The organism is Mesorhizobium sp. M4B.F.Ca.ET.214.01.1.1 (assembly GCF_004791545.1).
Classification (GTDB): Bacteria; Pseudomonadota; Alphaproteobacteria; order Rhizobiales; family Rhizobiaceae; genus Mesorhizobium; species Mesorhizobium abyssinicae.
Genome location: NZ_SRUX01000006.1, coordinates 27,666 through 52,630 on the forward strand (window position 1 = coordinate 27,666; position 24,965 = coordinate 52,630).

Here is a 24,965-nt window from a genome sequence, read left to right on the forward strand (position 1 = left end):
AGGAAGTTTTGGGTAGTCGGGTATCAGGCAAGGTTGCTGTCGTTACAGGTGGCAACCAGGGAATAGGACGTGCGATCGCGGAGAGGCTTGCTGAGGAGGGTGCCATCGTGGTCGTTGGCGATCTGCGCGACGACCGTGCTTCCGGTTCCGGCGGCGCAGGTGGAATTACGCCTCTCCCGCTGGACGTCACAAAGGAGGTTTCGATCCGCACCTTCGTCGATGAAGTCCTGCAGAAATGGGGCAAGATCGACATTCTGGTCAATAATGCGGGTCTTGTCATGCACAAGTCCATTGATGACCAGACCGCTGAAGAGTGGGACCGGCTCATGGCAGTCAATCTCCGCGGGCCCTTTCTGATGGCAAAGTATGTGGTCCCTGAAATGAGGCGAGTGGGAGGAGGGACAATCGTCAACATCGGGTCGGTGGAAGGCTATATGGTCAACCCGTGGCATACAGCCTACGCGGCCTCGAAGGCTGGCGTTCACGGACTGACGCTCGGGCTGTCCGTGGACCTTGGGCCTGACGGCATACGTTGCAACACTGTCTGCCCGGGATGGATCGACACTGATTTAAATCGTGCCTACGTCGAGATGCACCCCGATCGAAGCTTGATTGAGCGCGAATTGGGACAGCTTCACCCGGTGGGGAGGATTGGAGCTCCTAAGGAGATAGCCAACGCAGTCCTGTGGTTGGCAAGTGACGATTCCAGTTTCGTGAGCGGCGAAATGATCTCCGTCGATGGCGCGCGCACCAAGAAAATTTCGTTGCCCGCCATCTTGGATGAAGAGTACCGGGCCAAACTGACAAAGGTCCAAGCATAGCGTTGCGTCGGCGCCCGGAACGGGTTACGGCGGGTCCTCGGGCTCGCTGAGGAACACAGTGATGCTCACCGGCATGTGCGCTTTACAAAGCAGCGTTGCTGCGCCCAAACTGGGGGGGGAGCCCCGGTCGAATGGCTATCGGTTGTGAGGACAAAGACCAAGCCTAGGCCGCTGTTTCTCGGCATTGACACTGGCGGCACCTACACTGATGCCGTGCTGTGGTCTGAGACCGAAGGCCCGCAGCACGGGCCTAGCAAGGGCAAGGTTCTGGCCAAGGCCAAGGCGCTGACGACGAGGCATGATCTTGCCGTCGGTATCGCCGGCGCCGTCGACGCGGTGCTGCAAAGGGCCGGTACAGATCCGACCGATATCAAACTGGTCTCGATGTCGACGACCCTAGCGACCAACGCGTTGGTCGAGTGCCAGGGTGGCCGAGTCGCCCTCATCATGATCGGGTTTTCCGAGGCCGATCTTGCGCGTGACGGGCTTCGTACGGCACTCGGCACCGATCCGGTGGTGTTTTGTCCGGGAGGCCATGACGTGCACGGCAATACTGCGGGGCTCGACCTATCGGGCCTGCAAGCAGCATTGCCGGAGCTTGGCGGCTCGGTTTCTGGCTTCGCTGTATGCGCCTATTTCGCCACGCGCAACCCTGCGCATGAAATCGCTGCTCGTAACATGATCCGTGAGAAGACTGGGCTACCGGTCACCGCCAGTCATGAGCTGTCAGCCAAGCTTGGCGGCCCGCGCCGGGCGCTCACCACATTGCTTAACGCCAGGCTGATCTCGATGATCGAGCGCCTGGTGGCGGCGACCGAAAGCTTTCTCGAGCAGCGCAGTATATCCGCGCCCCTGATGGTGGTACGTGGTGACGGTGCGCTGGTGTCGGGAGCCTTTGCCCGCCAGCGGCCGATTGAGACCATCCTCTCCGGTCCCGCCGCCAGTCTGGTCGGCGCCCGCCACATGACGGGCCTCGACAACGCAGTCGTCTCCGACATCGGTGGCACCACTACCGACGTCGCGGTGCTCGACAAGGTCCGGCCGCGGCTTGATCCAGAGGGCGCCACCGTCGGAGGCTTCCGCACCATGGTCGAGGCCGTGGCCATGCGCACCTTTGGCCTTGGTGGTGATTCCGAAGTAGCGCTCGAAGAGGGCGCGCTCAACCCGAACATCCTGCTCGGGCCACGCCGCCTGGTGCCTCTGGCACTGGCCAGTATGGTGGATGGCGACGCGGTCACTTCTGAGCTCGAACGCCAGCTGCGGGCACCCAATCCCGGCCGCGCGGATGGGCGATTTGCCGTGCGCACCGGGATGCCGGAAAGGCTTGCTGCCGGCCTTACTGCACCTGAGGTCAGGCTTTACGAGGCAATCGGCGCCACAGCGGTCGCTCTGGACAAATTGCTTACCTCGAACGCCCAAAATGCGACACTCAATCGGCTGGTGGCCCGCGGATTGGTGCATGTCGCCGGCTTCACGCCGTCGGATGCTGCGCATGTGCTGGGTAAGCGGTCGAACTGGGATCCAATCGCCGCCCGGCTGGGCGCGGAACTGTTTGCCCGCAAGCGCGACGGGAGCGGCCATCCCATCGCCGCATCCCCGGAAGCGATCTCGGAGCGCGTGCTGGCGACTCTGACACGCTGGTCGGCCGAAGTGATCCTCGAGACGGCTTTCGCCGAAGACGGGCTCGACGGCGCGGCAACCGTGGCGCATGCGCTGGTACAGCGCGCGGTCGACGCGCATCCTGGTATAGCCCGATTAAGCGTTGCGCTCGACCGTCCGGTCATCGGCCTCGGCGCCTCGGCGCCATTGCACTATGCGGGGTTGCCTCCGCTCATCGGCAACGACTGCTTGGTGCCCGAAGACACCGACGTCGCCAACGCTCTTGGCGCTGTCGTCGGCCAGGTGAGCGTCTCGGCCGAGGCACAGGTCAGCCAGCCCAAAGAGGGGCTTTTCCGCCTCGCCTCGGGGGGTAGGGTTCGCGATTTCCTCGACGAGGCTGCTGCTATCGCTGCCGCAGAGGCCGACGTCCGTGCCATTGTGGTACAAACGGCAAGGGATGCCGGCACCGACAGTGCCGAGATCGACGCCACCATCGAATATCGGGTTTCGACCGTGGAGGGTCAGCGCCTCTTCATCGAGGCGCAGGTCGTAGCGGTAGCGTCGGGAAGACCCAGGATTGCGGTGTAGCCAGCCTTGCTGGCCACAGTCGGCAGCCAGCTGCTCCGCCGAATGCTGTTGAACGCTATGCACCTGACGGCGGTACGGCAATCTGGTGGTAAACACGATAGCGGGGATGCACAGTCGGTGCTTTCGCCGCATCCAATTGCACCAAGTTATCCCATCGCTACATCGTCGCCGACGGTCCTGCGCATCGCACGGCGCCCGAGGCAATTAACCTAAGCCAGGCCCGACCCACGCTGGTAACGCGATACGGCATTGCTGCGGCGAGACACCGTGGAACGTCCTGAAGCACTTTGCAAAGTGCGACGCAGAAATGAACCCGCAGGCAATTGCGATATCTATTATGGGCAGGCTCGTGCCCTCGATCAGGCGCTTAGCGTGCTCGACACGGATACGAAGGTAATGACGCACGGGGGGCATATGCACGTGATTTGCAAACAAGCGCTCCAACTGACGCCGCGATATTCCGACCCTACGCGCAACTTCGCTCATGCTCAAGGGATATTCCACGTACTCTTCCATGAGCCGCATGGCCATTAGAAGCTTATCGCTCGCACCGGCAAAGGCCAAACCTGACGGGCCGGTCTGGCGGTTCGTACCTGAACGTTGGCCTTCTACCGTCGCGTATCGGCAAACCTCCTGGGCGGCCAACCCACCGACATGACCGGCGATCAGATCGACAGCCAGGTCGAAGGCCGCAAGTTCCCCGGCACATGTCGAAAACTGACCATCTTTCACAAATAGTGCATCACGGATCTGGGTTTGGCTGAACATCTCTGAGAATGCCGCCAGTCGCGACCAGTGAATCGTGCAGCGCGTGCCGGCAAGCAGGCCTGTCTGCGCCAGGAGCCAGGTGGCTGTCCCAACCGCGGATATTGCAATTCCGCGCCTTGCAAATGTCCGCACGACGTTGTTGATCTGGGTCGGTAGCCGTCGCACCACCGGCTCGCCGGCGATGATTGCAAGATGATGGGGTCCCCGGCAGCTGATACAAGTGTCCAATTCGTCGATCGTCATGTCAACAGCCACCGAGATGCCGCTCGCCCCTTCGACCGGGCGCGAATCGAGGCCAGCTATTTGCCAGCGGAACAGCTTTGCCTTCGAAAGCATATTGGCGATGCGGAAAGGCTCAAGGAACGCGTGGAGCGCCAGCTGCGAAAACCCTGGCACCACTAGGACAACCAACTCGACCGGGTGGCCACCTTGCAACTGATCGTCAAGCGGCTTCATGGCATTCATGTCGGGAGGTGCGTTCATCAGCTCGTCCATACCTTTCGGAAGGACTTGCCGAGCTTTTACCCGGCAAGCCTGGTGTGATTTCGGCTAAGTCTTGAGCAGGCGGTTGATGGGGCAGGCAGATGGAGCCCAATTCGTCTGCTACGCCCAGAATCGTTTTCGATGCCCGCAGTACGTCCCCACCCGCTACCTCCGAGCCTGCCTTTAAAGGACTGCGTCGCCGATCTGAAGTTCCTTGCGTTTCATGAAGTCGAGAAGCTCTTCATCGATGGCTTGGTCGAGCGGCGGCGCCTCATATTCCCTGAGTGCCTTTTCAGCGGCGTCCCGTCCGCGCGTATCGGCGTCCCTTGAACCTGCGAACGACCATTGCTCGTAACTGTCGTGGTTCATGAGATCAGGCACAAAAAATGCCTGTTCGAAATTCTTCAGCGTATGCGCGGTTCCGAGATAATGGCTTCCCGGCTCACTCTGTCGGATCGCATCGAGCGTCTCATCCAGTTCGCTCTTCACCAAGCCCTGCCCAAGCTTGTAGAACATCACCATCTGCTCCGCATCGAGCATGAATTTGCTGTAGCTTTGGGTGAGGGCGCCCTCGAGGTACCCGGTGGTGGAAAGAACGAAATTCGCTCCAGCGATCAGCACGCCGTACATATTGCGGGCTGCCTCATACCCTGCCTGAGCATCGACGAGCTTCGAGCTCGTGCACATGCCGCTGCAACGCCAGGGCAACTTGTAGTGTCTCGCGAGTTGGCCGACCAACATGTTCATGTGGTCGATTTCCGGCGTTCCTGCCATGGGCGCGCCGCTCTTCATTGAAACGGTCGCCAACCACTGGCCATAGATGGCAGGGGCTCCAGGGCGGACCAACTGGGCGAAAGCTACGCCTGCCAAGGCCTCGGCATTGAGCTGCGCGACAGCAGCCAAAGTGCTCGCAGGCGTGCTGGCGCCGGCCAGCACGAATGGAGTGAACAAGATCGCTTGGTTGCTCGCTGCATAGACCTTGACCGCATCGAGCATCGTCGAATCCCACACCAACGGCGAGTTGCAGTTGGCAATCGATACGGTAACGGTGTTGTTGTGGACAAATTCGTCACCGAAGACGATTTTGGCCATCGACACGGTGTCTTCCGCGCGCTCTCGCGAAGTCACGGCCCCCATGAACGCCTTGTCAGAATACTTGATAAGACTGTAATTCATATGCAGATGGCGCTTGGGGACTGCAATGTCCATCGGCTCGCATAGGACGCCGCCGGTCATGTGCATGGCAGGCGCCTGATACGCGAGCTTCGCAAAATTCACGAAGTCGGCAATTGTTGAGTTTCTCCGCTTTCCTTCCAAGTCCAGCACGTTTGGAGAGCCGTATGCCGGCGTAAAGATGGTTTTTCGACCCCCGAGGGTGACCGTCTTGGCAGGGTTCCGCGCGTGGACCGTGATGGTTTCAGGAGCCTTTGCAATGAGTTCCATCAGGAGATTACGATCGATTCTGACGCGTTGACCAGTCACGTCGGCCCCGGCCGCTTGCCAGAGAGCAATAGCCTCGTCATCGCGGAATTCGATTCCAATCTCTTCAAGTATCTGCATCGAGTAATCATGCAGACGCTGCAGTTCGTCCGCGTTGAGCAAATCCATATACGGCAGGCCCCGGTCCATCGGGGGCATGTACGTTACAGCCCTCTCCGATCGCATCTTTTGGCGAGCGTCACGGCCACCTGATCGAGTAGACATTACTTATCCCCTATTTGATGCTAGACTGTAGTTCACAAATCAGATGATAACTAACAATAAAAAATCATCTCGGCTATGAACTCAGGTTATGCATGTTGACGCGTTTGGCCTAAAGTCTGTCCTGTATTCCGCGCAGCAGGGAGGATGCTGTAACTATTCCAACGGTAAAGCCGGCATCATCTACTACAACCAGCGGCCTGTTGTGATTTCGGTTTGACAACTCGACAAGTTCCTTGATGGCGACGTTCAGCTTGATCCGTGGAGCGTCTGCCAGCGCGGTGGCGCCGTTCGAATTCTCATAGTCGCTAAGGGAGAGAATGACCGACTCAGCTTTCAACAGCTTCAGGCGGCTACTGCCTTGGACAAATTTCTCGACATACGGATCTTTCGGGTTGCCGAGGATGTCTTCAGCAGACCCGATTTGAAGCATTTTTCCGTCCTTCATGACGCCGATATGGTGTCCGAGCCGGACCGCTTCATCCAAATCATGCGTGATGAAGAGCGTAGTTTTGTTCAGCTTCGTCGACAGTTCCCTGAACTGATCCTGAAGCTCACGCCTAATGAGCGGGTCGAGCGCTGAAAACGGCTCGTCCATCAACAATATGGCCGGATCGGCTGCCAGTGCTCGGGCCAGTCCTACACGCTGCTTCATTCCTCCTGAGAGCTCATCCGGATACCTGTCGCCCCAGCCGGCCAATTGGACCAGCTCAAGCTTTTCCTCAGCAATCTCATAGCGCTGCCGAGCATTGATCTTCCGAAGCTCCAAACTCAGGGCAACATTGTCACGGACGGTGCGATGAGGCAGAAGCGCAACATTTTGAAAAACCATTCCCATCGAACGGGCACGGAGTTGTCGCATCTCGTCTTCGGATTTCAGATTGATGTCTTCGCCACCAACAATCACCTGCCCTGCGCTTGGTTTGATCAATCGGTTGACATGCCGAACCAACGTCGACTTGCCGCTCCCAGATAGGCCCATAACGCAGAAAATCTCGCCCGCCTCGACCTTAAACGAAACGCCGGCGACGGCTGCCACGCAACCATGTTTCTCAAGCAATTTTGCCTTCGAAAGATGATCGCTTTGAACGCTCGCGAGGTCGAATTTCGGGCTCGTCCCGAAGACCTTCCATACGTCCTTGAATTCTATTGCATGCGCTTTCAAGTTAAGCTCCAAGCTTGAGAGGTGTCGCCCGGTATCGCACAGGATACCGGGCGGCTGTATATTCCCCGCAGTTCAGCTTACTTGGCTGCTGCCTGTTTCGCTTGCGCTATCCAGGCATTCCACTGGTCGATGTGGGCCTTCTTCCAGGCCTCGGCATGACCATGGATCGCGTCGTTGGTCTTTTCCCCTTTGTGAATAAGCAAGTTCTCGTCATCGATGTCCTGAATCGGTATCGTGACCTGTTCGAACCACTTGTTTGCAGCTGGGTTTTTCTCGAGAAAAGCGGTGTTCGCAAACACATGATGAGTGTTCACGGAGAAACCTAGGTTTCCGATGCCCGGGACTGTTGTGTCGGCCCCAGCCTGCTCATCAGGCAACGCCGTGAAAGGAACTGTAAGCCAGACCACTTCCTGACCGTGCCGAAGAACCCCGTTCACCCACATGGGGACCCAACCGTAATACAACGTGGGTTTGCCGGACTGAATCCTCTGGATGACGTCTGCCAGCAGCGCGAAATACTCGCCCTGTTTATGCGTCACTGTACCCCGTAGGCCGTACGCATCAAGGTTGTGTTCGATGATACGCTCGCAGCCCCAGCCCGGATCACAACCATAAAGGTCGGCTTTGCCATCCCCATCGACATCGAACAATTTGGCGAGTTTGGGGTCTTTCAGCTGATCGATCGTCTTGATGCCGTATTTGTCGGCTGTGGCCTTGTCGATCGAGTATCCTTGGATCGAGTTCTTCGCGAGAGTCCCAACCCGTTGAGCCTTGGCATCGCCGCCGGACTTCTCGGCGAATGTTATGTGTAGGGGATACCAGTGCGGCGTGTAGTAATCGGCGTCACCGCTAGCCACGGCCAGGTGCGCGAGAGGAATCTGTGCCGAAGATGGCTCCTCGACCGTATAGCCCAGATCTTCAAGCCCAATCTTAACGATGTAGGCCTCGAACATTTCCTCGGCGATACCGTTAACCAGAGGCTTTACTGTAACGCCTTTGCCCGGAAGATCCTCGGCAGAAGCGTACCCCGCAGATAAGGCGAGAGTGCCCAGCACGGTCAAACCTGCGGTGAACCCCCGAAAACGCTTCCCTATTTTAAGCCGATTGCTCATAAGTCGCTCCCATTGTTGTTAGTCGTTGTGCGTCGCTAATTCCTGCCGGCCATTTTTTAATCCCCCATGCCCCGCCGGAGAGGATTGGAAGTTCTTGAAGAAGGCGGCAACGAGTGCGGCTGGTCCCCGCCTGTGCCACGCTACGCCGGCAAAGGATCGGCGCCGTGACATCGCGGATTGGGCCAAGCGATCTAAAATGACCGCGAGGAAGACGATGCCGATGCCGCCAGTTGCGGCCAAACCAATGTCCAGGCGGCCAATGCCGCGCAGAACCATCTGCCCCAGGCCGCCCACGGCAATCATGGAAGCTACGACAACCATCGACAGCGACATCATCAATGTCTGGTTCACACCCGCGACGATGCTCGGTAGAGCCAGAGGCAATTGGGCTTTGAAAAGGAGCTGCTGGTTGGTCGCTCCAAAAGCGCGCATAGCTTCGACGACTTCCTCGGGGACCTGTTGGATGCCCAGCGTTGTCAACCTGATAACGGGTGGAAGCGCGAAGATGATTGTGACGATGACGCCGGGCACGTTGCCGATACCGAACAACATGACCACGGGCACCAGGTAGACGAACGAGGGAATGGTTTGCATCGTGTCGAGGATCGGCCGGCAGATGGCAGCTGCGCGATCACTCCGGGCGGCGAGTACGCCTAGCGGTATGCCGATGATCGTGCAGACGAGCACTGCAGTGAAAACAAGCGACAATGTTGTCATCGTTTCCCCCCAGATGCCTAGAAACCCGATAATCACCAGCAGGCCTACGATCTGAGCAGCAAGCCGCCATCCAGCCAGTTGCCACGCAACCAAACCGAAGCAAAGAATCGTGACGACGGGCGGAATGCCATTGAGCGCAAGATCAAATGCCGTCAGAAGCTTGTCGACGGGCCACTTCAAGGTCTGAAAGAATGGGCGGTATTCTTGGACTATCCACACTAATCCCGAATCAACCCAGTCACCAAACGGGATGTGCCATTTTTTGAACGGGTCTAGTACATCTTCAGCGTTCACGAATTGTCCTTTCAGCCAAGATCGGAACCTCCGGTTTTTCAAGCACCTGGCGTTCCCGACGACAGCCTGCGGCCACCGCTAAACAACCTGCAATCTTACGGCTGAGAGCGTATAAAGCTGAGCTAGCGCGGCATACCTGGCCTTGGGTGGTTCTCCTGTTCCGCACCGGATCAGCCGGTCGGCAGCAGGAGATTCAGCAGGTCCTTTAAAGCGTTCCGTCTGACTGCTCCAGGAACGCTACCGACGCGTGGGCTACAAAACAACCGTATAAAAACTTATGCCGCTGAGGAAGAAATGTTATCAGGAAGACAGTCGCAGATGAGGCTCGGCATGCACCGCGGCGAGCTACTGGCTGGTCCCAGGCAGGCTCCAGTTCGGATTGCCCCCGCGTTTGAGAAGCTCCCCCGCCACCATGATGCCACGTTATTCCCTCCCTTGATGAAAACTCATTTGAAGCGCGGTGAGCGACTGTCTATAGATTCGCCATGAAAGCTCGCCCGACTAACAGTGCGGCTGGACTTGCCACTATCGACCTGCGCCGCGAGGGAAACATTTGCCCAACAACAGCCTCTTGAATCAGGTTGTCATTGTGACAGGCGCAGCCGGTGGCATCGGGAGTGCCATTGCTCGGGTATTTCATCAGTCAGGGGCACGCTTGCTGCTGGCCGATTACGATCATCAAAGCGTTTTCAAATTGGCCACTTCGTTGGACCCGACGGCCGAACGCGTGGTGGCTATCAGATATGACGCAAGCAGTCCGACTGATGCGGATGCGGTGGTAACGGCTTGCCTGGCTCAATTTCATTGGATTGATCACGTAGTACCCGCAGCTGGGATTTACGACGAACAGCCCGTGTCGACCTTGACGGACGCCGATTGGCGCCGAACCATGTCGATCAACCTTGACGGGGTGTTCTACATCTGTCGACGGGCCATCCCCCACATAAGGGCAGGGGGGACAATTGTGACCATTGCATCAGGTGCCGCACATCAAGGCTGCTCGCCGGGCGGCCACTACGCTGCATCAAAAGGAGCGGTCCTTGCTCTCAGTAGATCTCTAGCCAAGGAACTTGCGCCCGCTATACGGGTGAATACAGTGTCCCCAGGCACCATAAACACCCCGATGATCGAGGATTTGCTGCGCCAGGATGGGGGCAAGTTTCTGGACGCCACGCCCGCTGGCCGTGTCGGATCCGCCGAGGAAGTTGCTAATGTCGTAGCGTTTCTTTGCAGCGGCGCGTCTAGCTATATCGTCGGCGAAGCCATCCACGTAAATGGCGGATACTACATGGGCTAGCCTAGCTCAGTACGGGCCTCGCTTCGCTGGGCGACCCTGGCGCTTTCTCAACCCCAGGCATGTGCCCGAAAGCCGCCAGGCGAATGCGACGTTGCACCAGCTTGAGATTTCACCCTCGCCCCCCGGTAACGGTATGGCGTTTGCTCAGACAATGGCTAATCCTCTGGCGGCAGGCCTTGTCGGCTTGACGGCGCCCCCGTCTGACCAATCACCGTCGAGTCTGCCGCCACAGCCGGCGGGTTGAGGTCTGCGACCTGTGCAAGCAGCCAGTTGCGGAATATCTGAACGTCTTCCCGCTCGACGGCCGTGTCTGGAATGATAAGATGATGTTTTCGGCCGGTTAGGCAGCTTTCGGTCAAAGGCCTAATCAGAGTGCCCTCTTTGAGGAAATCGCTGACCAAATGACGCCAGCCAAGTCCTATGCCGTGGCCCCTGATCACAGACTGCATCATCGTTGGGTAATTGTTGAACGTGATGATGCGCTTGAAGTCGGCCGAGATCCCGAACTGTCCGAGCCAATGCACCCAATCAAAAGGTGACCAAGGGTAGGCTGACCAATGCTGGTCATCCATAACAAGGAGGACTTCGCTCACCAAGTCCTCCGGAGTACGGATTCCCGCAGAATGGGTCTGGTAAGACTTGCTGCAAACTGGGAAGACTTCTTCTCCGAAGAGTTCCGTTGCTGTAAAGCCCGGGCGCGCCAGGTACCCCATAACAACGGACACATCGAAACCGTCTGTCGCTGGAGCCGGGCTACGTTCAAGCGAAACCAGGTGCAGGTCGACCTCCGGGTTGTTCGCTACAAAATCACCAATGCGATGGCTCATGAAAAGGGTTGCGAACGACATCGGCATGCCCACCGTCAATCTTCGCGCCTTCTCTCGCCTCTTCACACTATCGAAAGCCGCAGCTATATGAGCAAGGCTAAGGGTCGCCGCTTCAAAGAGCTCCTCGCCTGCAGGCGACAAAGACACCTTTTGGTTGCCCCGATTGAAGAGCTGGATATCGAGGTGATCTTCCAACGTAAGAATATGTCGACTCACCGCAGCTTGAGTGACCGAAAGCTCATTAGCAGCCTTGGTAAAACTCATATGCCGTGCGGCAGCTTCAAATGCGCGCAACGCGCTTAACGGAAGCCGTCGGTAGTTGGACATAGATAACTGTTACTCCAGCGCTACAGGGAAGTAAATTCGGGCCTCACTTGCGCCGCCCCTGCCGTCGTATGCGGGCACGGGGTGCAGAGTGCCAAGTTCGGCATTGGCAGCCGTTTCGCTCTAGACCTGCGGGGCTTCCGGGTCGCCGCTCCATGGGATCCAGTTGAAGGCTGTCCACCCGCCGTCAGCACGATGACTTGTCCTGTCACGTAACTGGACCGATCAGACGCAAGGAAGAGAACAGCTTCAGCAACATCTCGGGGCTGGCCAAACCGGCGCATTGGCAAGTGGCTTGTGTAGGCCTCGACGTCCATGTGGCCGTCCTCGATCGCCTTCCGGAGCATCTCTGTTTCAATCATGCCTGGAGCCACTGACCCGGATCGAGTAGCCGGCCCATTCGATGGCGAGCACCTTGATCATTGAGATCACGGCCGCCTTGGCCGCGTTATACGCGAGCCGCGTCGGGACATTGGCGAACCCATTGATCGACGAAATGTTGATGATGCGGCAAATGAGGCATCCCAGCCCTTCAGCGGAAAGCTCATGCTTGGTCCGATACGGGCAATGGCCACATTGTTGACACGGATGTCGACGCCGCCGTGATCGCAGGCGATCAGCTGTGCCACGGCTACGACATCCTCTTCACTTGTCACATCAAGACGATAGAATGGAATGCCGGTCTCAATTGCTGGCGGATCACGATCGAGGTTGATCACCCTGCCTCCTTGGTCGGCAAAGAGCGCACATATGGCGGCGCCGATTCCCCGGCTGCCCCCCCGTTACAATACAGATTTTACCTTCTACCTCGCCGCTCACGCTACCACCTGGAGCGAGTGCACGCTGTCCCTATTGGCATGAATGTCGAAACCCCTGTAGCTGTCGGCTTCAACCTCCTCGCAGATCTTCTGGTAGGCAGGCACGCCGCCGACGTAGGGCATGAAAACGGCGGGTTTTCCGAGCACGTTGACGCCGAGATACCAGGACTTTGCCTTTGTATACAACGTGCCTTCAGCCGCCTGTCCGACATGCTCAATCCAACCTTGTTCGGCCGAGGCCATGGCTTCGATCGTCTGTGCGTCTCTCGTCATGAGGTATGCCAGGCAGCCAGCGATCCAGTTGACATTATCCTCGATGGCAACGATGACATTGGTCAACACCGACGGGCTTCCCGGGCCAGTGACGATGAACAGGTTCGGAAATCCCGATGTCATCAGGCCCAGGTATGTGTTTGGGCCGTCCTGCCATTTTTCTTTTAGGGTAAGGGCTTGGCGACCGACGATGTCGATCTTGCTCAGCGCGCCGGTAATGGCGTCGAAGCCTGTAGCGAGCACGAATATATCCAGCTCATAGAATTGGGAGCCCGCAGTCAAACCGTGTTCCGAGACTTCCTGGAGAGGATTGGCGCGCAGGTCAACCAAGGTTACGTTCTGCCGGTTGAACGTCGCAAAGTAGTCTGTATCAGCGCAGATGCGCTTACTACCGATCGGATGATCGACCGGCGCCAGTAGGTTGGCGACGGCGGGATCGGTGACCACCTCGCGAATTTTTTTCCGGACGAACTCAGCAGCTGTGCCGTTGGCATCCTCGTTCTTCAGCAAATCCGAATATGCGGCGGTGAACCCGGTGCCCCCTGCAGCCCAACGCCTTTCATATTCTGCCAAGCGGTCTTCCGGCGACACTGCCAGAGCAGAATTGGTGCCGATGTCAGACAGAATTCCCGCCGGCATGTTGCGAGCCGCAGTACGCCGTTCGGCATAGCTTTGCTTCCATTCTGCCTCGTAGGCGCTATCTATGGGCTGATTGCGCGCCGGGATACTGAAGTTCGGGGTTCGCTGGAAAACGTATAAGTGTTTCGCCAGTTTCGCGAGCTCAGGAACCACCTGGATCCCCGACGATCCGGTCCCGATGACCCCGATTTTTCGGCCGGACAGGTCTACCGGCTGTTGGGGCCAATTCCCCGTGTGATAGATTTCACCTTTGAACGTACCCAAGCCTGGGATGTTTGGGCGCTGCGCAGCGGACAGGCAGCCGGTCGCCATGACGCACCACTTCGCATAATAATGCTCCCCATCATCGGTGGAGAGCTGCCAGACACGCTCCCCATCGTGGAAAATTGCGCTTGATGCGCGGGAGTTGAACCTAATGTCGCGGCGAAGATAGAATTTGTCCGCGACATGGTTTGCATATTTCAAAATTTCAGGCTGCGATGCGTACCGTTCGCTCCATTGCCACTCTTGCTGCAACTCCTCGCAGAACGAATAGGAATATTGCATGCTCTCGACATCGCATCGCGCTCCGGGATAACGGTTCCAGAACCACGTACCGCCCACTCCGCCCGCAGTTTCGAGAACTAAGGCCGAAAGTCCAAGTTCACGGGCCTTGTACAGCATATACATTCCCGCGAAACCGGCACCGACAATAATGATGTCGAATTTTCTGGTCACACTGGCTGCAGACATATCGTTAGTACTTTGCACAGGGCACTCCTGGTTTAGGCCACGATTAATTATCAGATCGCGGATCAGGCCTGCCCTTCCGGGACCTCTACCGCGTTATTTAAATCCTTAGGAGCACACGGCACGAGTGTGCGTGCTCGGGTCATTTTTTTCTCGGACACAGACCTGGAGCGTCTCCAGACGCTGGGCGGTTGTCCGTAAACGGTACGGAAGACCCTGCCGAAGTGAGAGGCGTTCTCGAAACCGGCGGCAATTGCCACCTCGATCAAGGGGGTATCGCTTGTCCGGAGCAGCTGCTTGGCGCGCTCGAGCCGCACGCGCCGGTAGACAAGCGCGGGAGAGCTGTTCAGCTCTCTGAAAAACAGCCGTTCGAGTTGTCGCCGCGAGATGCCCAATACTGCTGCCAGTCTGGAAACCAACAGGAGGTTCTCCACATTCTGTTCCATCAGGATCAGCGCAGCGCGAAGCCTAGGGCTGACAGGATCTACAACCTGGATGCCACACGCGGATCGTGTGCGGGCGGCAGCAGCACAGCCGATCTTGCTGCAGAGTTGGTCCGGCGGCATATCGGGGAGGCGGCCGAACGAAATGCGCTTGAGGTCCTGCAAATCGACAGGGTTCGCAACGCGCAGTGGGTGCAGCCGCGTCGACCGCTGACGCTTGAGATACGTGACCTGCACTTGTAGGCCGGGAAAGCGCTCACGGAAGTCGAGGTAATGCAGCCAGCTTACACAGGTCTCGTGGGCGGCCATCAGTCCAGCTTCCGCTAAGATAAATGTCCCTGTGCAGATGCCGATCAGGCGCGCCCCTCGCGAGGCGGCTTCCCGAAGGTACTTTATGGTCTGACCGTCGACTGCCTGACCGTTGGACAATCGGCCTCCGACGACGACAATGTAATCAAACTCCATCGGGTCACGCAGCGATGACGTCGGCGAAACCTGCACGCCGCAACTTGAGGTTACGAGATGCCGGGTGTTCGACAGCACCTCCCAGTCGGCGTTGACCCTGCCGGATCTGTCTGTTTCATCGCTGGCAAGCCGAAGCGTATCAATGAAAAGAGCGAACGCGGTCAACGTAAATGAGCGGGCCAGAATGAACCCGACCTTCAACTCGACGGAGGGCGCTTGCCTGGCCCGTAGCGCTGAATGAAACACAGTCGATGCTCCGGCCGATCGCGACATGTGTCCTACACGTCGCTGCACCAATGGTATATGACTCTTTCCTATCTTGACTCATGATCTTTGTCTACAATATGTCTATCTCGGATGAAGGACCCGCAATGACCCTCGATGAGCAACCAGCGTCGACAGACCGCAAAGGCATCCTTGCTGAAACCTTGGTGCATCGCATTTTGACGATGCAGCTCGAGCCAGGGGCCGTCCTGGACGAGGTTGCTCTGAGCGAAGAGTTTGGCCTCTCTCGTCCGCCGGTTCGCGAACTCATGCGCCAGATGGCGGGGGAGGGCTATGTTGACCTTGAGGCCAACCGCGCTGCGCGCGTATCCATTATGTCGTACCAGACACTTCGGGATTTTCTGATAGTCGCCCCCATGATCTACGTCGGGACGACAAAGCTCGCGGCTGTCAACCGTACGGCCGGGGACCTGGACGTTCTCAAGGCAACCCAGCAGAGGTTCCGCCGATCGATCGCTGATGGGGACGTCGAGAGTCGGGTGATCTTCAATCACCAGTTCCATCTGAACATCGGCAGAATGGCGCACAATCCATACCTACTTCCCAGCCTCAAGAAGCTTCTGATTGACCACGCCCGCATCGGCAAGATCTTCTACCGCCAAAGCGGCGGCCCGCGGATTCAAAAGGATCAGGAGACCGCGGCTCAGCAGCACGATCAGATGATTGAAGCCATTGAGGCCCACGATGCCGACCGAGCCGGCGACGTGGTGCGCGCCCATCTCGAGGTTTTCCGCAGCGACGTCGCGCTCTACGCCGTGCCCAACGGCATGCAGGGCGAACTCGAACGATAGCGTTATCGTGTGTGTCGGTAGGACACTAGGGAGAACAGAAATGCTGAACAAAGTCGACTACAAGACGCAGGCAGGCGCGCTCAAACTGCCCACCAAAATGATTGTGGACGGGGTAGCTGTCGCCGCCCTGTCGGGCAAAACATTTCCAACTCTGAACCCGGCGACGGGCGAAGTCCTGGCTGAGCTTCCGGCGGCGGCCTCGGCCGACGTCGACAAGGCAGTCGCAGCGGCCAGGCTGGCCTTTGAGGACGGGCGGTGGTCGAAGCTACCGCCGGCGACCAGAAAAAAGGTGCTTCTCAAGCTGGCAGCCGTTATCGAGGAAAACGCGCTTGAGCTGGCCCTGATGGAGAGCCTGGACAGCGGCAAAACCATCAATGACTGCATCAACATCGACGTGCCTGAGGCCATCAACAGCCTGAGATGGCATGCCGAAGCGGTCGACAAAATATATGATCAGGTATCCCCAGCGAATGACGCTTCCCTGGGCCTTATCGTGCGCGAACCGATCGGAGTCGTCGGCCTTGTCCTCCCATGGAACTTTCCCCTTCTGATGCTGGCGTGGAAGATTGGTCCCGCGCTTGCCGCAGGATGCACGGTCGTCGTCAAACCCGCAGAAGAGACGTCGCTCACCACATTGCGGGTTGCGGAGCTCGCCCTGGACGCCGGCGTGCCAGCTGGCGTCTTTAACGTGCTGACAGGTGACGGCCCGGACGTTGGTGAGCCGATCGGCCGGCATCCCGATATTGACGCTGTTTCCTTCACCGGCTCCACCGAAACCGGTCGCCGCTTCCTAAAATACTCCTCGGAAAGCAACCTCAAGGAGGTCGTGCTTGAAATGGGTGGCAAGAATCCCTGTATCGTCATGGATGATGTTCCCGATCTCGACGCCGTGGCTGCCCACATCGGCAACGGAGCGTTCTGGAACATGGGCCAGAATTGCTCGGCGATCTCGCGGGTTTTCGTACACAAAGACGTGAGGGACCGCCTGCTTGAGAAACTCACCGAAGTTGCCAAGTCATGGACCGTGGGCGACCCGCTGGATCCAGATACCCGTATCGGCCCGCTAATCTCAGCGACCCATTTCGGAAAAGTCAGCGGCTATCTCGGGGGCGAGGGCAGGGTGGTGACGGGCGGGAAGGCCTTCAACGGCACCACGATCGAGCCTACCATCATTGAATTCGACCAGCATGCCGGCAAGCATGTGAGGGAAGAAATCTTCGGTCCGATCGTTTCCGTGATCGGCGTCAACTCTCTTGCTGAAGCCGTTTCTCTCGCCAACCAGACCGAATATGGGCTCGCGGCCTCCATTTTTACTGCGGATGGGTCACGGGCACTCCGGGCCGCCCGGGCGCTTAAAGCGGGAACGGTAACCGTGAACTCCTACGGGGAGGGGGACGCTGCTACTCCGTTCGGTGGCTACAAGCAGTCGGGCTTCGGCGGCCGGGACAAGTCCCTGCATGCGCATAATCAGTATACCCAGACCAAAACGCTCTGGATCGACTTGAGCAGCTCCAATGAAGGTTTCTGAAATGTCATCCTTTGCTTTTTCCGGTCTCAATCTTGCGATCACGGCGCCGTTCGACGCAAACGGCCGCATCGATTTCGTGCGGTTCGAAGAGCTCATCGAACGGCATCTGGCCGCAGGCGTCGACGGTTTCGTGTTCAGCTCCGGCACAGGTATGCATGCTTACCTGTCGCCGGAGGAATCGAGGTCTCTTATTGAGCGCGGTGCGAGCGTCGTTGCCGGGCGGGCCAAGGTGGTCGCCCAGGCATCTGCCTTGCTTACTGCTGACGTCGTCAAAAGAACGCGATTTGCGAAGGATTGTGGGGCAGACGGGGTGATGGTCCTTCCACCCTTCTTCGAGGGTCCGTCAGACGACGACAGCGTTTTCGATTTCTACAGCGAAGTCGCCGCGGTAGGATTGGCTATCATCGGATATAATGTGCCCCAGGCGGTGGGAGTACGCATCACGCCGCAGTTGCTTCGTAGGCTCTGCGAACTGCCCGAGTTCCAGGCCGTCAAGGACAGCAGTGGCGACTTGGTCGGCCAGGTCAGGTTGATCGGGACCGGCCTCAATGTCATCAACGGGGCCGACCCGCTGGTGCCGTTCTCCCTGTTCGCCGGCTGCTCCGGCTTGATTTGGGGCGGTGCGAACATTGCCCCGCGCACATGCGTTGCTATCGTCAGGGCCGCGCAGGAAAAAAGATGGGACGACGTGCGGTCCCTGTGGCAGCTGCTGGAGCCAATCATGGCTCTTCTCTGGGACGGCGACTATGTTCCGAGCGTTTATGCGGCCGCCGAACTCACCGGATATGGCGGCGGCAGCGCCCGGAAGCCGTTCCGCCCCCTTTCGTCGGACCGCATATCAGCGCTTCGGACGGCCCTTGGCCCCCTAGTTGAACAAGAAGCGGTATAATGGCCAGCAAGACTTATCGGGCGCGTCGCCTTCCCGCCCATGGAGTGGAGTCCGGCTGGGAGGCCTTGCTCCCGGCGAGGACCCCAGCCCCCGACCTGGATCGGGGGATCACTGTGGATGTCGCGATTATCGGAGCGGGTTTTGCAGGGTTGGCAGCCGCTGTCCGACTTGCCAATCTCGATCCCAAGCTTTCTGTAGCCATCATCGATGCCGACCAGGTCGGACGGGGGGCCAGCGGCCGGAATTCGGGCTTCCTTATTGACCTGCCGCACGACATCTCATCGGGCAATTTCGGGGCGGACGCCGTAGCCAAGAGCCACAATGAGATCCTGATCGCGCGGACGGCCATTCAACATTACGCTCGCCTGGCGGAGGAGCATGGGTGGGACGAGGACGTCTTTGATCCCAGCGGCAAGTATAGCCTCGCTATGACCGATGCCGGTACGGAGCACCTCGAAGCCTACTCCTTGCAGCTCAAGTCCTTGGGTGAACCAAATCAACTTCTTAGCGCTTCGGAGGTTGAGGATGTCACCGGCACGCGATCATATAAGTCAGGGCTTTTCACCCCCGGTGCGGTCATGGTACAGCCGACGGCGCTTGTGAGAGCCATTGCAGATGTGTTTCAGGAACCTTTGAGGCTGTATGAGCGGACGCCCGCTCTTGCTATTGAAAGCTCCTCAATCGGCTGCACAGTCAAGACTCCCAAGGGAGAGATTAGGGCAGGGCGGGTCATCCTGGCGACAAACGGCCACGCAGAAAGCTTCGGATTCGGAAAAGGGGAGCTTCTCCATGTCTTTACGCACGCTTCGCTGACCGAGCCTTTTATGCCCACTGCACTGGGGGGACTGCGGAAATGGGGAGCGACACCTGCTGCCCCGATGGGGACGACGGTGCGGCGCATTAACGGCCCTGATGGCGACCGCATTCTGATACGCTCACGCTACACCTACCATCCGACCATCGAGGCCGGAGCGGCAACGATCAAAAGCGCGAGTGATTTGCACGATCGGAAGTTCGCGGACCGCTTTCCAGATCAGCGTCACCTGAAGATGCAGTATCGCTGGGCCGGCGCTATGGCGCTGACGCGGAACTCCGTGCCTCTGTTCGGCCAAGTAGCAGATGGCATCTTCGCGGCATGCGCGTGCAACGGTATAGGTGGAACCAAGTCTACCTCGGCGGGTATCGCAACGGCCGAACTGGTGGTCGGGCACCGGTCAAAGCTTGGCGATATTTTCCGCTCGTTTGAGAAGCCGCAGACCTTGCCCCCGCGCCCCATTACCGACGTGGGCGCACGATTGAACCTGGCATTCAGAGAATGGCGTGCGGGACGCGAATAGGCGTCCTCTGCAGGCTGACTTCGAGTACGCCGCATCTCGACCGGAGAACAGCCGGCGTGATGTAACCGATCGGGACGAAGACTAGAACATGGCTATTCCTCTGACTGCCGAACACGACAACGCGACGCCTGCAAAGGCGCTTGCGGCTGCGCTACAGGTCGGCTCGGATGTGCATGTTCTGGTTGCCGGCAATGATAGCAATGGCGATGTGGGTGCCGACGCCAGGCTCAGCAAGGTGCTGCTCGCCCAAGCCGACGAGCTCACCGAACTCCTTCCCGAACCACTGGCGACATTCGTCGTTTCGCTCGTCGGAGCTCATGACACCATCATCGCGCCGGCGATCTCGTCGGGCAAGAATGTCGCGCCCCGTGTGGCCGCACTGCTCGATGTGATCTCGCCCCACGCGTCCATGCGGCCGATCTATACCGGCAACCCCATTCAGCCGATGCTATCGTGTGACGCCACAAAGGTGATCAGCGAGCGCCCGACTTCGTGTTCAAGCGCCTCCCAAGGCAACGCGGCTGCCGTCGAGAATATCTCGGCGGCAGCCGACCCGTGTCTCTCCATTTTAATCGAAAACAAGCTCTCCGAAACTGACCGACCGGAGTTGACCTCGGCCAAGATTATCATCTCTGGTGGAAGCGCGCTGGGCTCCTCGGAGAGGTTCCACGCCGTCATCCCGCCCGTCGCTGACAAGCTCGGGAGCCCTATGAGCCGACAACGGCCGGGTCGGCAAGAGGTGGTGGCGCCTGATGTCTGCACCGCGGTCGGCGTCTCCGGTGCCATCCAGCATCTTGCCAGCAGCAATGTCTCAGTTCCCGATACTAACCACGATGACCTCTTTCAACAAAGGTCCATCATAGAGGAGTGGCTGGCGCGTACCGGCGTGGACGCGGCGCGCGATGCACTCTCGGCGCATGCGTTTAGCGCGGAGGATTTCGACGCGACGGTCCGCGACACCGAAAGCCGGGTCCTTACACGGGCAGCCATCTGGAGCGGCGTACCAGCAACCGTTTTCTCGGCTTAGCTAAGAACGCCGCGATGTGACAACTGTATCTTCCACCAAAGCCAAAATGGAGAATGAACATGGCACGCCCCCCAAGCCCCGGCAATCCGGGCCACACCCCGCCTGGGCCGCCCGACTGGGTCCCAGGGCCGTCAGATGGCGTTCCGGGTCGTCCGCCCGGCGTTCCGCCTGGTCCTAAGGATCCACCTCAGCCACCGGACCGTCCTGTAGGATGACCTGGGTAGGCTATCTCGATCTGAAGGCAGGTATGCTCCCCCACTGGGAGCATACCTGCGCAGGACGATTCGATTTTGAACTCCGCGATCTCGCATTCTTCGCCCGAGACTCGCTGCGAATCGACCAAGAGCAACTGAAAAACGGGGTGCTCAGCGTCGAGTTCGAATGGCCGCTGGCATCCGGGGAAAGCCGCGAGCTTCGCGCAGTGTTCCCAGACAGCTATCCCTTCGTCCGCCCGCAAGTTGCCCTTCGAGGGAAACCGGAAACCTTTCCCCACAAGCACTGCTCGCCGACTGACGGCAACCTTTGCTTGTTGGGCCGCGACACGGGGCTCTGGTCCATCAAGTGGACGTTGGCGAAGCTTCTTGAGAAACAGCTTACCAGCGCCTTGAATGGGACGGGCGTGGAGGATCCGCAGGGCGAACCGATGGAATTCTGGTGGAACGCCATTGCCCCAGAATTCCCTGGCTATTCCGAAGGAAGCTACATGCTGATCGACAGCAAGTGGGACCTCGGTGGTGCCGTTGGCGGAACGATCAAAGCTTCGTGTTCGCTATTGAGGATTGGAGAGAAGATCCAGTTTCGAGGCGTCGTTGATGAGGTTAGGGCGCACGACCAGACTGTGCTCGCGAGTCGAACGTTTCCGCTGCCTCCGCACTTACGAACCAAGAAGACCATCCGCACCTTCCCTTGGACCCGTGTGGACCGTTTAGCCCCTCCGCCGGCAGACGGCTGGCAAGAGAAGAAAGTCAAGGATCAGATTGCCTTCAAGATGCATGCCTTCACTGACGGCTCTCCAGCTTTTTCGATGTCTGTGACCGTTCAGTCGACGGAACTCAGCCACAAAAAGAGTGGAGATACATGGCTTTTCCCTTTGCTTTACGGGCCAGCGAAATCCTTCCGGACGGCGAAACCTGGTAAGAAGGCAACTGGACCATCGGTCTTGATCATACCGACTTACCGCGCCGGGGCTACTGACATCGGTGACCGAGTTGCATCGGTGTGCATTTTCAAGAACAAGGTGATTGCCATCTTCGGAATGGGGGCCATTGGTGCCCCAGTTGCGATCGAGCTTGCCCGAAACGGCTGTTCTCATCTCATCGTTATCGACCATGACATCGTCGAGCCGGGGAACTCCATCCGATGGCCGCTTGGTGCGACGGCCTGGGGAATGCGAAAGACCACTGCCGTCAAGCAGCATGTGGAATCGGAATACACGGGGGTCGAAGTCGAGGCGATCCATCACCACGTGGGGATGGCCACGGCGGCCGACGGGAACGGGGGAGACCATTCAGTTCTACCGCCGATCTTTGCGAAGGCCGACATCGTCATCGATGCAACGGCTTCCTCCGGGATCTCACGTTTGCTAGCCGATCACTGCAAGTCCGCAGGGAAACCGATGATCTCTCTTTTCGGAACGCAATCGTTGAAAGGGGGGGTCGTTGCCGCCTACCACCCGAAATCCGGCTGCCCAACCTGCCGCGAATTTGCCTATGCGAACGGCTTGATCAAGAAAGCTCCTGGGTCGGGAGAAACTTCCGGGCTGAATCAACCGGCTGGATGCGCGGAGCTGACCTTCACTGGGGCGTCATTCGATCTCAACGAATTATCGTTGGAAGCCATCCGCTTGACCGTGGACATTCTTTCCTGTCCAGACGACTTCAAGGAATCTTTGCTTCACACCCTGACACTGCATGACGGCATCAGGCGGGTGCCGCCGTCTTGGCAGGTCGATGGATTGCGTCCGATGAGGGAATGCGGATGCAACCCGTAGTCTGGCTGCCTCAAGCGATCGAGCAGGACATGCAGGCCGAAGCCGACCTCTGGTTTGATTGGGAAACGGGTGGGACCTTCATGGGGTACTGGGCCGAAAACAACGTTGCCGTCGTAACAACTATGATTCCAGCCGGCCCCCAAGCATCTCGCGAGCGAAGCAGCTTCCTCCCTGATCAAAGCTGGCAACAGGCGGAAATTGCAAAGCACTACGAATGTTCGGGGAGGTTGGACACATATCTCGGGGACTGGCACACCCACCCGAATGCCGTTTCGAACCGCCTGAGCTGGACGGATCGAGCATGCCTGAAGACAATCATCAGGACACCGACAGCGCGTAATCGAAAGCCCCTCATGGTCCTCATGTGTGGCAAGCCAAATGAATGGTTCTTGCATCCATGGCTCTGCCAATTGCGGACCAAGTTATTCCTCTTTGAAGTATTGGATGAGAAAAAGGCGACCATCTTAGTCTACGCACGTCGCGAAACCGGCGAGGAACTGGCGAAGCTTTAATCAGTTCTGACAGTCTCACCATCCGGCAGCAGAATGGGGCAAAATGATTCACGCACTACGATCTGGGGCAGTATCATCGTGGCCAAATTATTGGCGTCACACTCACATCGGACGCGCTCGTGAGCTTGATTTGACGAAGTTGAGCAGCTACCGACGCGGGCAACGACATCACTGCATTTGCGAAACAATCTCCAGTCCGTATGCGGCACGCCCAGCTAGCGCGCCTCCCCGCACGTCAGGTTGGATCATCAATCAATGACTTTGCGGAAAGGAGTAGTGGGCGGGCATTGCTCTGCTGGCAAATGTCCGAAGCGGCATTTGTTCGAGAAAGCAGAAAGTTAGCAGCCGGCGTGCCGGCTTCGCGGCGCTGGGTCTGATCTGATGACGGTTCTCCAGTCCGGGCGAGTTAGGCCGCTGTCTTCCCGCTGTCTGCCCGGCGGTATGTGCCGTGGCAGCGCTGCACGGCGTGTGGATCGGGGGTGAGTTCAAGCCAGGGGCGAGATACGTGCAAGCTGTCTTTGAGAAGTTTTTGGAACGGCTTTCTGAAAGCGTCGATGAGGTCGATTTCTGCAGCGCCATGGCCGAGGTGGGCTCGGAACTCGACCTACTCGCCTTTGCCTACCTCTCTTTGCTGCCGCGTCCTAGTGACAAGCCCAGGCTGATCTCAAACTATCCGGAGCCCTGGACAGCGCGCTATCTTGAGCATCGATACGAGCGGGTCGACCCCGTCATCACGCGCGCCCGCTTCGGCGGATGCCCGTTTCGATGGGGATTCGATCTTAACGATAGTGAGGCTTCAGGGGCTCACGTTTTCGAAGAAGCGGCGCAGTTTGGCATTTGCTGCGGCGTGACAATTCCGATCATAGATCTCCGAGGCAATTTTGCGGCGATGACCTTTGCCGCTGACAAGCCCAATCCTGTATGGTTCCGCGTCGCGGAACGCTATGAAGTGATACTCCCATACGTTGCGACCTGTTTTCACATGTTCGTTCGCCGAAAACTGTCCGGCGACCGAATGGTGAACGGCGTGTCGCTGACGCCGCGCGAATACGAATGCCTGCGATGGGCAGCACGCGGCAAGTCGGCCTGGGAGATAGGCTGCATCCTGGGGATCACGCGGCGCACGGCCGACTTTCATTTGGGCAACGCTCGCAGGAAGCTGGGCGTGACAACCACCAGGCAGGCGATTGCGTGTCTCGCCGCTTCGGGCTTTTCGGTTCACTGACAAAAAACTCATCCTGTGCAGCTGCACAGGATTCGCTGGCGTGAACATTTCCAATGGCGGGAGAGTTTCCGGCGAGAAAGTCGCAATCATCCAGCTACTGACGCCCAGTGTTACGACGATTTTGCCGAGGGCCTGCATGCAAGCATCGCCTGCGGTTGAGATCGATTCTTCGACGCGCTTGGACTAACTACCTTCGGCGCGCCGCGGCGGGCGGTCCATCGCACCACGGCCCTGGCGCCGACGATCAGCAGTCTGCGGATGTCGCGCTGACCCATTTCGAGGTCTTGCCAAGGATCTGCTTGCCGCCGGTTGACTTCT

At 58.4% G+C, this 24,965-nt stretch carries 20 protein-coding genes and 2 pseudogenes; 11 read left to right on the plus strand and 11 right to left on the minus strand.

Annotated elements, in window-relative coordinates:
* Positions 1–8: 8 nt before the first annotated feature.
* Together EN857_RS13630 and EN857_RS13635 are read left to right on the plus strand one after the other, a co-directional pair.
* Positions 9–821: an SDR family oxidoreductase gene (locus EN857_RS13630; RefSeq protein WP_128187930.1), complete on the plus strand. Its 813-nt coding sequence runs from the start codon at positions 9–11 to the stop codon at positions 819–821.
* 144 nt (positions 822–965) lie between these two features.
* Positions 966–3,008: a hydantoinase/oxoprolinase family protein gene (locus tag EN857_RS13635; RefSeq protein WP_128187931.1), complete on the plus strand. Its 2,043-nt coding sequence runs from the start codon at positions 966–968 to the stop codon at positions 3,006–3,008.
* Between the two features lie 204 nt (positions 3,009–3,212).
* On the opposite strand, the gene EN857_RS13640 is transcribed toward EN857_RS13635, so the two are convergent.
* The 5 genes from EN857_RS13640 to EN857_RS13660 form a co-directional block, all read right to left on the minus strand.
* Positions 3,213–4,271: a GlxA family transcriptional regulator gene (locus EN857_RS13640; protein ID WP_128187932.1), complete on the minus strand. Its 1,059-nt coding sequence runs from the start codon at positions 4,269–4,271 to the stop codon at positions 3,213–3,215.
* A 171-nt stretch (positions 4,272–4,442) separates the two neighbouring features.
* Positions 4,443–5,963, minus strand: coding sequence for a trimethylamine methyltransferase family protein (locus EN857_RS13645; protein WP_128187933.1), 1,521 nt, complete (start codon positions 5,961–5,963; stop codon positions 4,443–4,445).
* A 109-nt stretch (positions 5,964–6,072) separates the two neighbouring features.
* On the minus strand, positions 6,073–7,125 hold the full coding sequence (locus EN857_RS13650) for a betaine/proline/choline family ABC transporter ATP-binding protein (protein WP_128187934.1): 1,053 nt from the start codon (positions 7,123–7,125) through the stop codon (positions 6,073–6,075).
* A gap of 77 nt (positions 7,126–7,202) precedes the next feature.
* A complete protein-coding gene (gene proX, locus EN857_RS13655; RefSeq protein WP_128187935.1) occupies positions 7,203–8,237 on the minus strand; it encodes a glycine betaine/L-proline ABC transporter substrate-binding protein ProX in 1,035 nt (344 codons plus the stop codon).
* Between the two features lie 18 nt (positions 8,238–8,255).
* Positions 8,256–9,248 carry an ABC transporter permease subunit gene (locus tag EN857_RS13660; RefSeq protein ID WP_128187936.1) on the minus strand — a complete coding sequence of 331 codons (993 nt, stop codon included), beginning with the start codon at positions 9,246–9,248 and terminating at the stop codon, positions 8,256–8,258.
* Positions 9,249–9,801: 553 nt separating this feature from the next.
* On the opposite strand from EN857_RS13660, the gene EN857_RS13665 reads away from it, so the two are divergent.
* A complete protein-coding gene (locus tag EN857_RS13665; protein ID WP_210235136.1) occupies positions 9,802–10,545 on the plus strand; it encodes an SDR family NAD(P)-dependent oxidoreductase in 744 nt (247 codons plus the stop codon).
* 155 nt (positions 10,546–10,700) lie between these two features.
* Here the strand turns inward: EN857_RS13665 and EN857_RS13670 are convergent, their stop codons facing one another.
* The 5 genes and pseudogenes from EN857_RS13670 to EN857_RS13695 all read right to left on the minus strand — a co-directional run bounded on the left by EN857_RS13670 (position 10,701) and on the right by EN857_RS13695 (position 15,336).
* Positions 10,701–11,699 (minus strand): LysR substrate-binding domain-containing protein, encoded by a 999-nt coding sequence (locus tag EN857_RS13670; protein WP_245511298.1) that lies wholly within the window; start codon positions 11,697–11,699, stop codon positions 10,701–10,703.
* Between the two features lie 20 nt (positions 11,700–11,719).
* A complete protein-coding gene (locus tag EN857_RS13675) occupies positions 11,720–12,070 on the minus strand; it encodes an SDR family oxidoreductase (RefSeq protein WP_281035921.1) in 351 nt (116 codons plus the stop codon).
* Positions 12,071–12,124: 54 nt separating this feature from the next.
* Positions 12,125–12,463, minus strand: a pseudogene (locus EN857_RS13685) (SDR family oxidoreductase); the annotation flags it as partial.
* A gap of 48 nt (positions 12,464–12,511) precedes the next feature.
* Positions 12,512–14,176, minus strand: coding sequence for an NAD(P)/FAD-dependent oxidoreductase (locus EN857_RS13690; protein ID WP_348630786.1), 1,665 nt, complete (start codon positions 14,174–14,176; stop codon positions 12,512–12,514).
* 44 nt (positions 14,177–14,220) lie between these two features.
* Complete coding sequence (locus EN857_RS13695) at positions 14,221–15,336, minus strand: helix-turn-helix domain-containing protein (RefSeq protein ID WP_189521646.1); 1,116 nt, start codon at positions 15,334–15,336, stop codon at positions 14,221–14,223.
* A 98-nt stretch (positions 15,337–15,434) separates the two neighbouring features.
* On the opposite strand from EN857_RS13695, the gene EN857_RS13700 reads away from it, so the two are divergent.
* The 8 genes from EN857_RS13700 (at position 15,435) to EN857_RS13735 (ending at position 24,647) form a co-directional block, all read left to right on the plus strand.
* The gene (locus EN857_RS13700; RefSeq protein WP_128187939.1) at positions 15,435–16,139 is read left to right on the plus strand and encodes a GntR family transcriptional regulator; all 705 of its coding nucleotides are present in this window, start codon (positions 15,435–15,437) and stop codon (positions 16,137–16,139) included.
* 40 nt (positions 16,140–16,179) lie between these two features.
* The gene (locus EN857_RS13705) at positions 16,180–17,667 is read left to right on the plus strand and encodes an aldehyde dehydrogenase (RefSeq protein ID WP_128187940.1); all 1,488 of its coding nucleotides are present in this window, start codon (positions 16,180–16,182) and stop codon (positions 17,665–17,667) included.
* A 1-nt stretch (position 17,668) separates the two neighbouring features.
* Complete coding sequence (locus EN857_RS13710; RefSeq protein ID WP_128187949.1) at positions 17,669–18,556, plus strand: dihydrodipicolinate synthase family protein; 888 nt, start codon at positions 17,669–17,671, stop codon at positions 18,554–18,556.
* Positions 18,556–19,893 (plus strand): FAD-binding oxidoreductase, encoded by a 1,338-nt coding sequence (locus EN857_RS13715; protein WP_135858750.1) that lies wholly within the window; start codon positions 18,556–18,558, stop codon positions 19,891–19,893. The genes EN857_RS13710 and EN857_RS13715 overlap by 1 nt, the downstream gene beginning before the upstream one ends.
* Positions 19,894–19,981: 88 nt before the next feature.
* Positions 19,982–20,920, plus strand: coding sequence for an FAD-binding protein (locus tag EN857_RS13720; RefSeq protein WP_128187942.1), 939 nt, complete (start codon positions 19,982–19,984; stop codon positions 20,918–20,920).
* Between the two features lie 211 nt (positions 20,921–21,131).
* Complete coding sequence (locus tag EN857_RS13725; RefSeq protein ID WP_128187943.1) at positions 21,132–22,910, plus strand: ThiF family adenylyltransferase; 1,779 nt, start codon at positions 21,132–21,134, stop codon at positions 22,908–22,910.
* Complete coding sequence (locus EN857_RS13730; protein WP_128187944.1) at positions 22,898–23,422, plus strand: Mov34/MPN/PAD-1 family protein; 525 nt, start codon at positions 22,898–22,900, stop codon at positions 23,420–23,422. Before EN857_RS13725 ends, EN857_RS13730 begins: the two co-directional genes overlap by 13 nt.
* A 505-nt stretch (positions 23,423–23,927) precedes the next feature.
* Positions 23,928–24,647 carry a LuxR family transcriptional regulator gene (locus tag EN857_RS13735; RefSeq protein ID WP_245511317.1) on the plus strand — a complete coding sequence of 240 codons (720 nt, stop codon included), beginning with the start codon at positions 23,928–23,930 and terminating at the stop codon, positions 24,645–24,647.
* Positions 24,648–24,841: 194 nt separating this feature from the next.
* On the opposite strand, the pseudogene EN857_RS35560 reads toward EN857_RS13735, so the two are convergent.
* A pseudogene (locus tag EN857_RS35560) lies at positions 24,842–24,965 on the minus strand (transposase); the annotation flags it as partial.

Excerpts from the sequence above, each read along its gene's own strand:
- EN857_RS13695 (WP_189521646.1), bottom strand. The coding sequence starts at position 15,336 with ATGTCGCGATCGGCCGGAGCATCGACTGTGTTTCATTCAGCGCTACGG.
- EN857_RS13725 (WP_128187943.1), top strand. The coding sequence starts at position 21,132 with ATGACCTGGGTAGGCTATCTCGATCTGAAGGCAGGTATGCTCCCCCAC.
- EN857_RS13730 (WP_128187944.1), top strand. The coding sequence starts at position 22,898 with ATGCAACCCGTAGTCTGGCTGCCTCAAGCGATCGAGCAGGACATGCAG.
- EN857_RS13715 (WP_135858750.1), top strand. The coding sequence starts at position 18,556 with ATGGCCAGCAAGACTTATCGGGCGCGTCGCCTTCCCGCCCATGGAGTG.
- EN857_RS13710 (WP_128187949.1), top strand. The coding sequence starts at position 17,669 with ATGTCATCCTTTGCTTTTTCCGGTCTCAATCTTGCGATCACGGCGCCG.
- EN857_RS13705 (WP_128187940.1), top strand. The coding sequence starts at position 16,180 with ATGCTGAACAAAGTCGACTACAAGACGCAGGCAGGCGCGCTCAAACTG.
- proX (WP_128187935.1), bottom strand. The coding sequence starts at position 8,237 with ATGAGCAATCGGCTTAAAATAGGGAAGCGTTTTCGGGGGTTCACCGCA.
- EN857_RS13640 (WP_128187932.1), bottom strand. The coding sequence starts at position 4,271 with ATGGACGAGCTGATGAACGCACCTCCCGACATGAATGCCATGAAGCCG.
- EN857_RS13720 (WP_128187942.1), top strand. The coding sequence starts at position 19,982 with ATGGCTATTCCTCTGACTGCCGAACACGACAACGCGACGCCTGCAAAG.
- EN857_RS13700 (WP_128187939.1), top strand. The coding sequence starts at position 15,435 with ATGACCCTCGATGAGCAACCAGCGTCGACAGACCGCAAAGGCATCCTT.
- EN857_RS13645 (WP_128187933.1), bottom strand. The coding sequence starts at position 5,963 with ATGTCTACTCGATCAGGTGGCCGTGACGCTCGCCAAAAGATGCGATCG.
- EN857_RS13670 (WP_245511298.1), bottom strand. The coding sequence starts at position 11,699 with ATGTCCAACTACCGACGGCTTCCGTTAAGCGCGTTGCGCGCATTTGAA.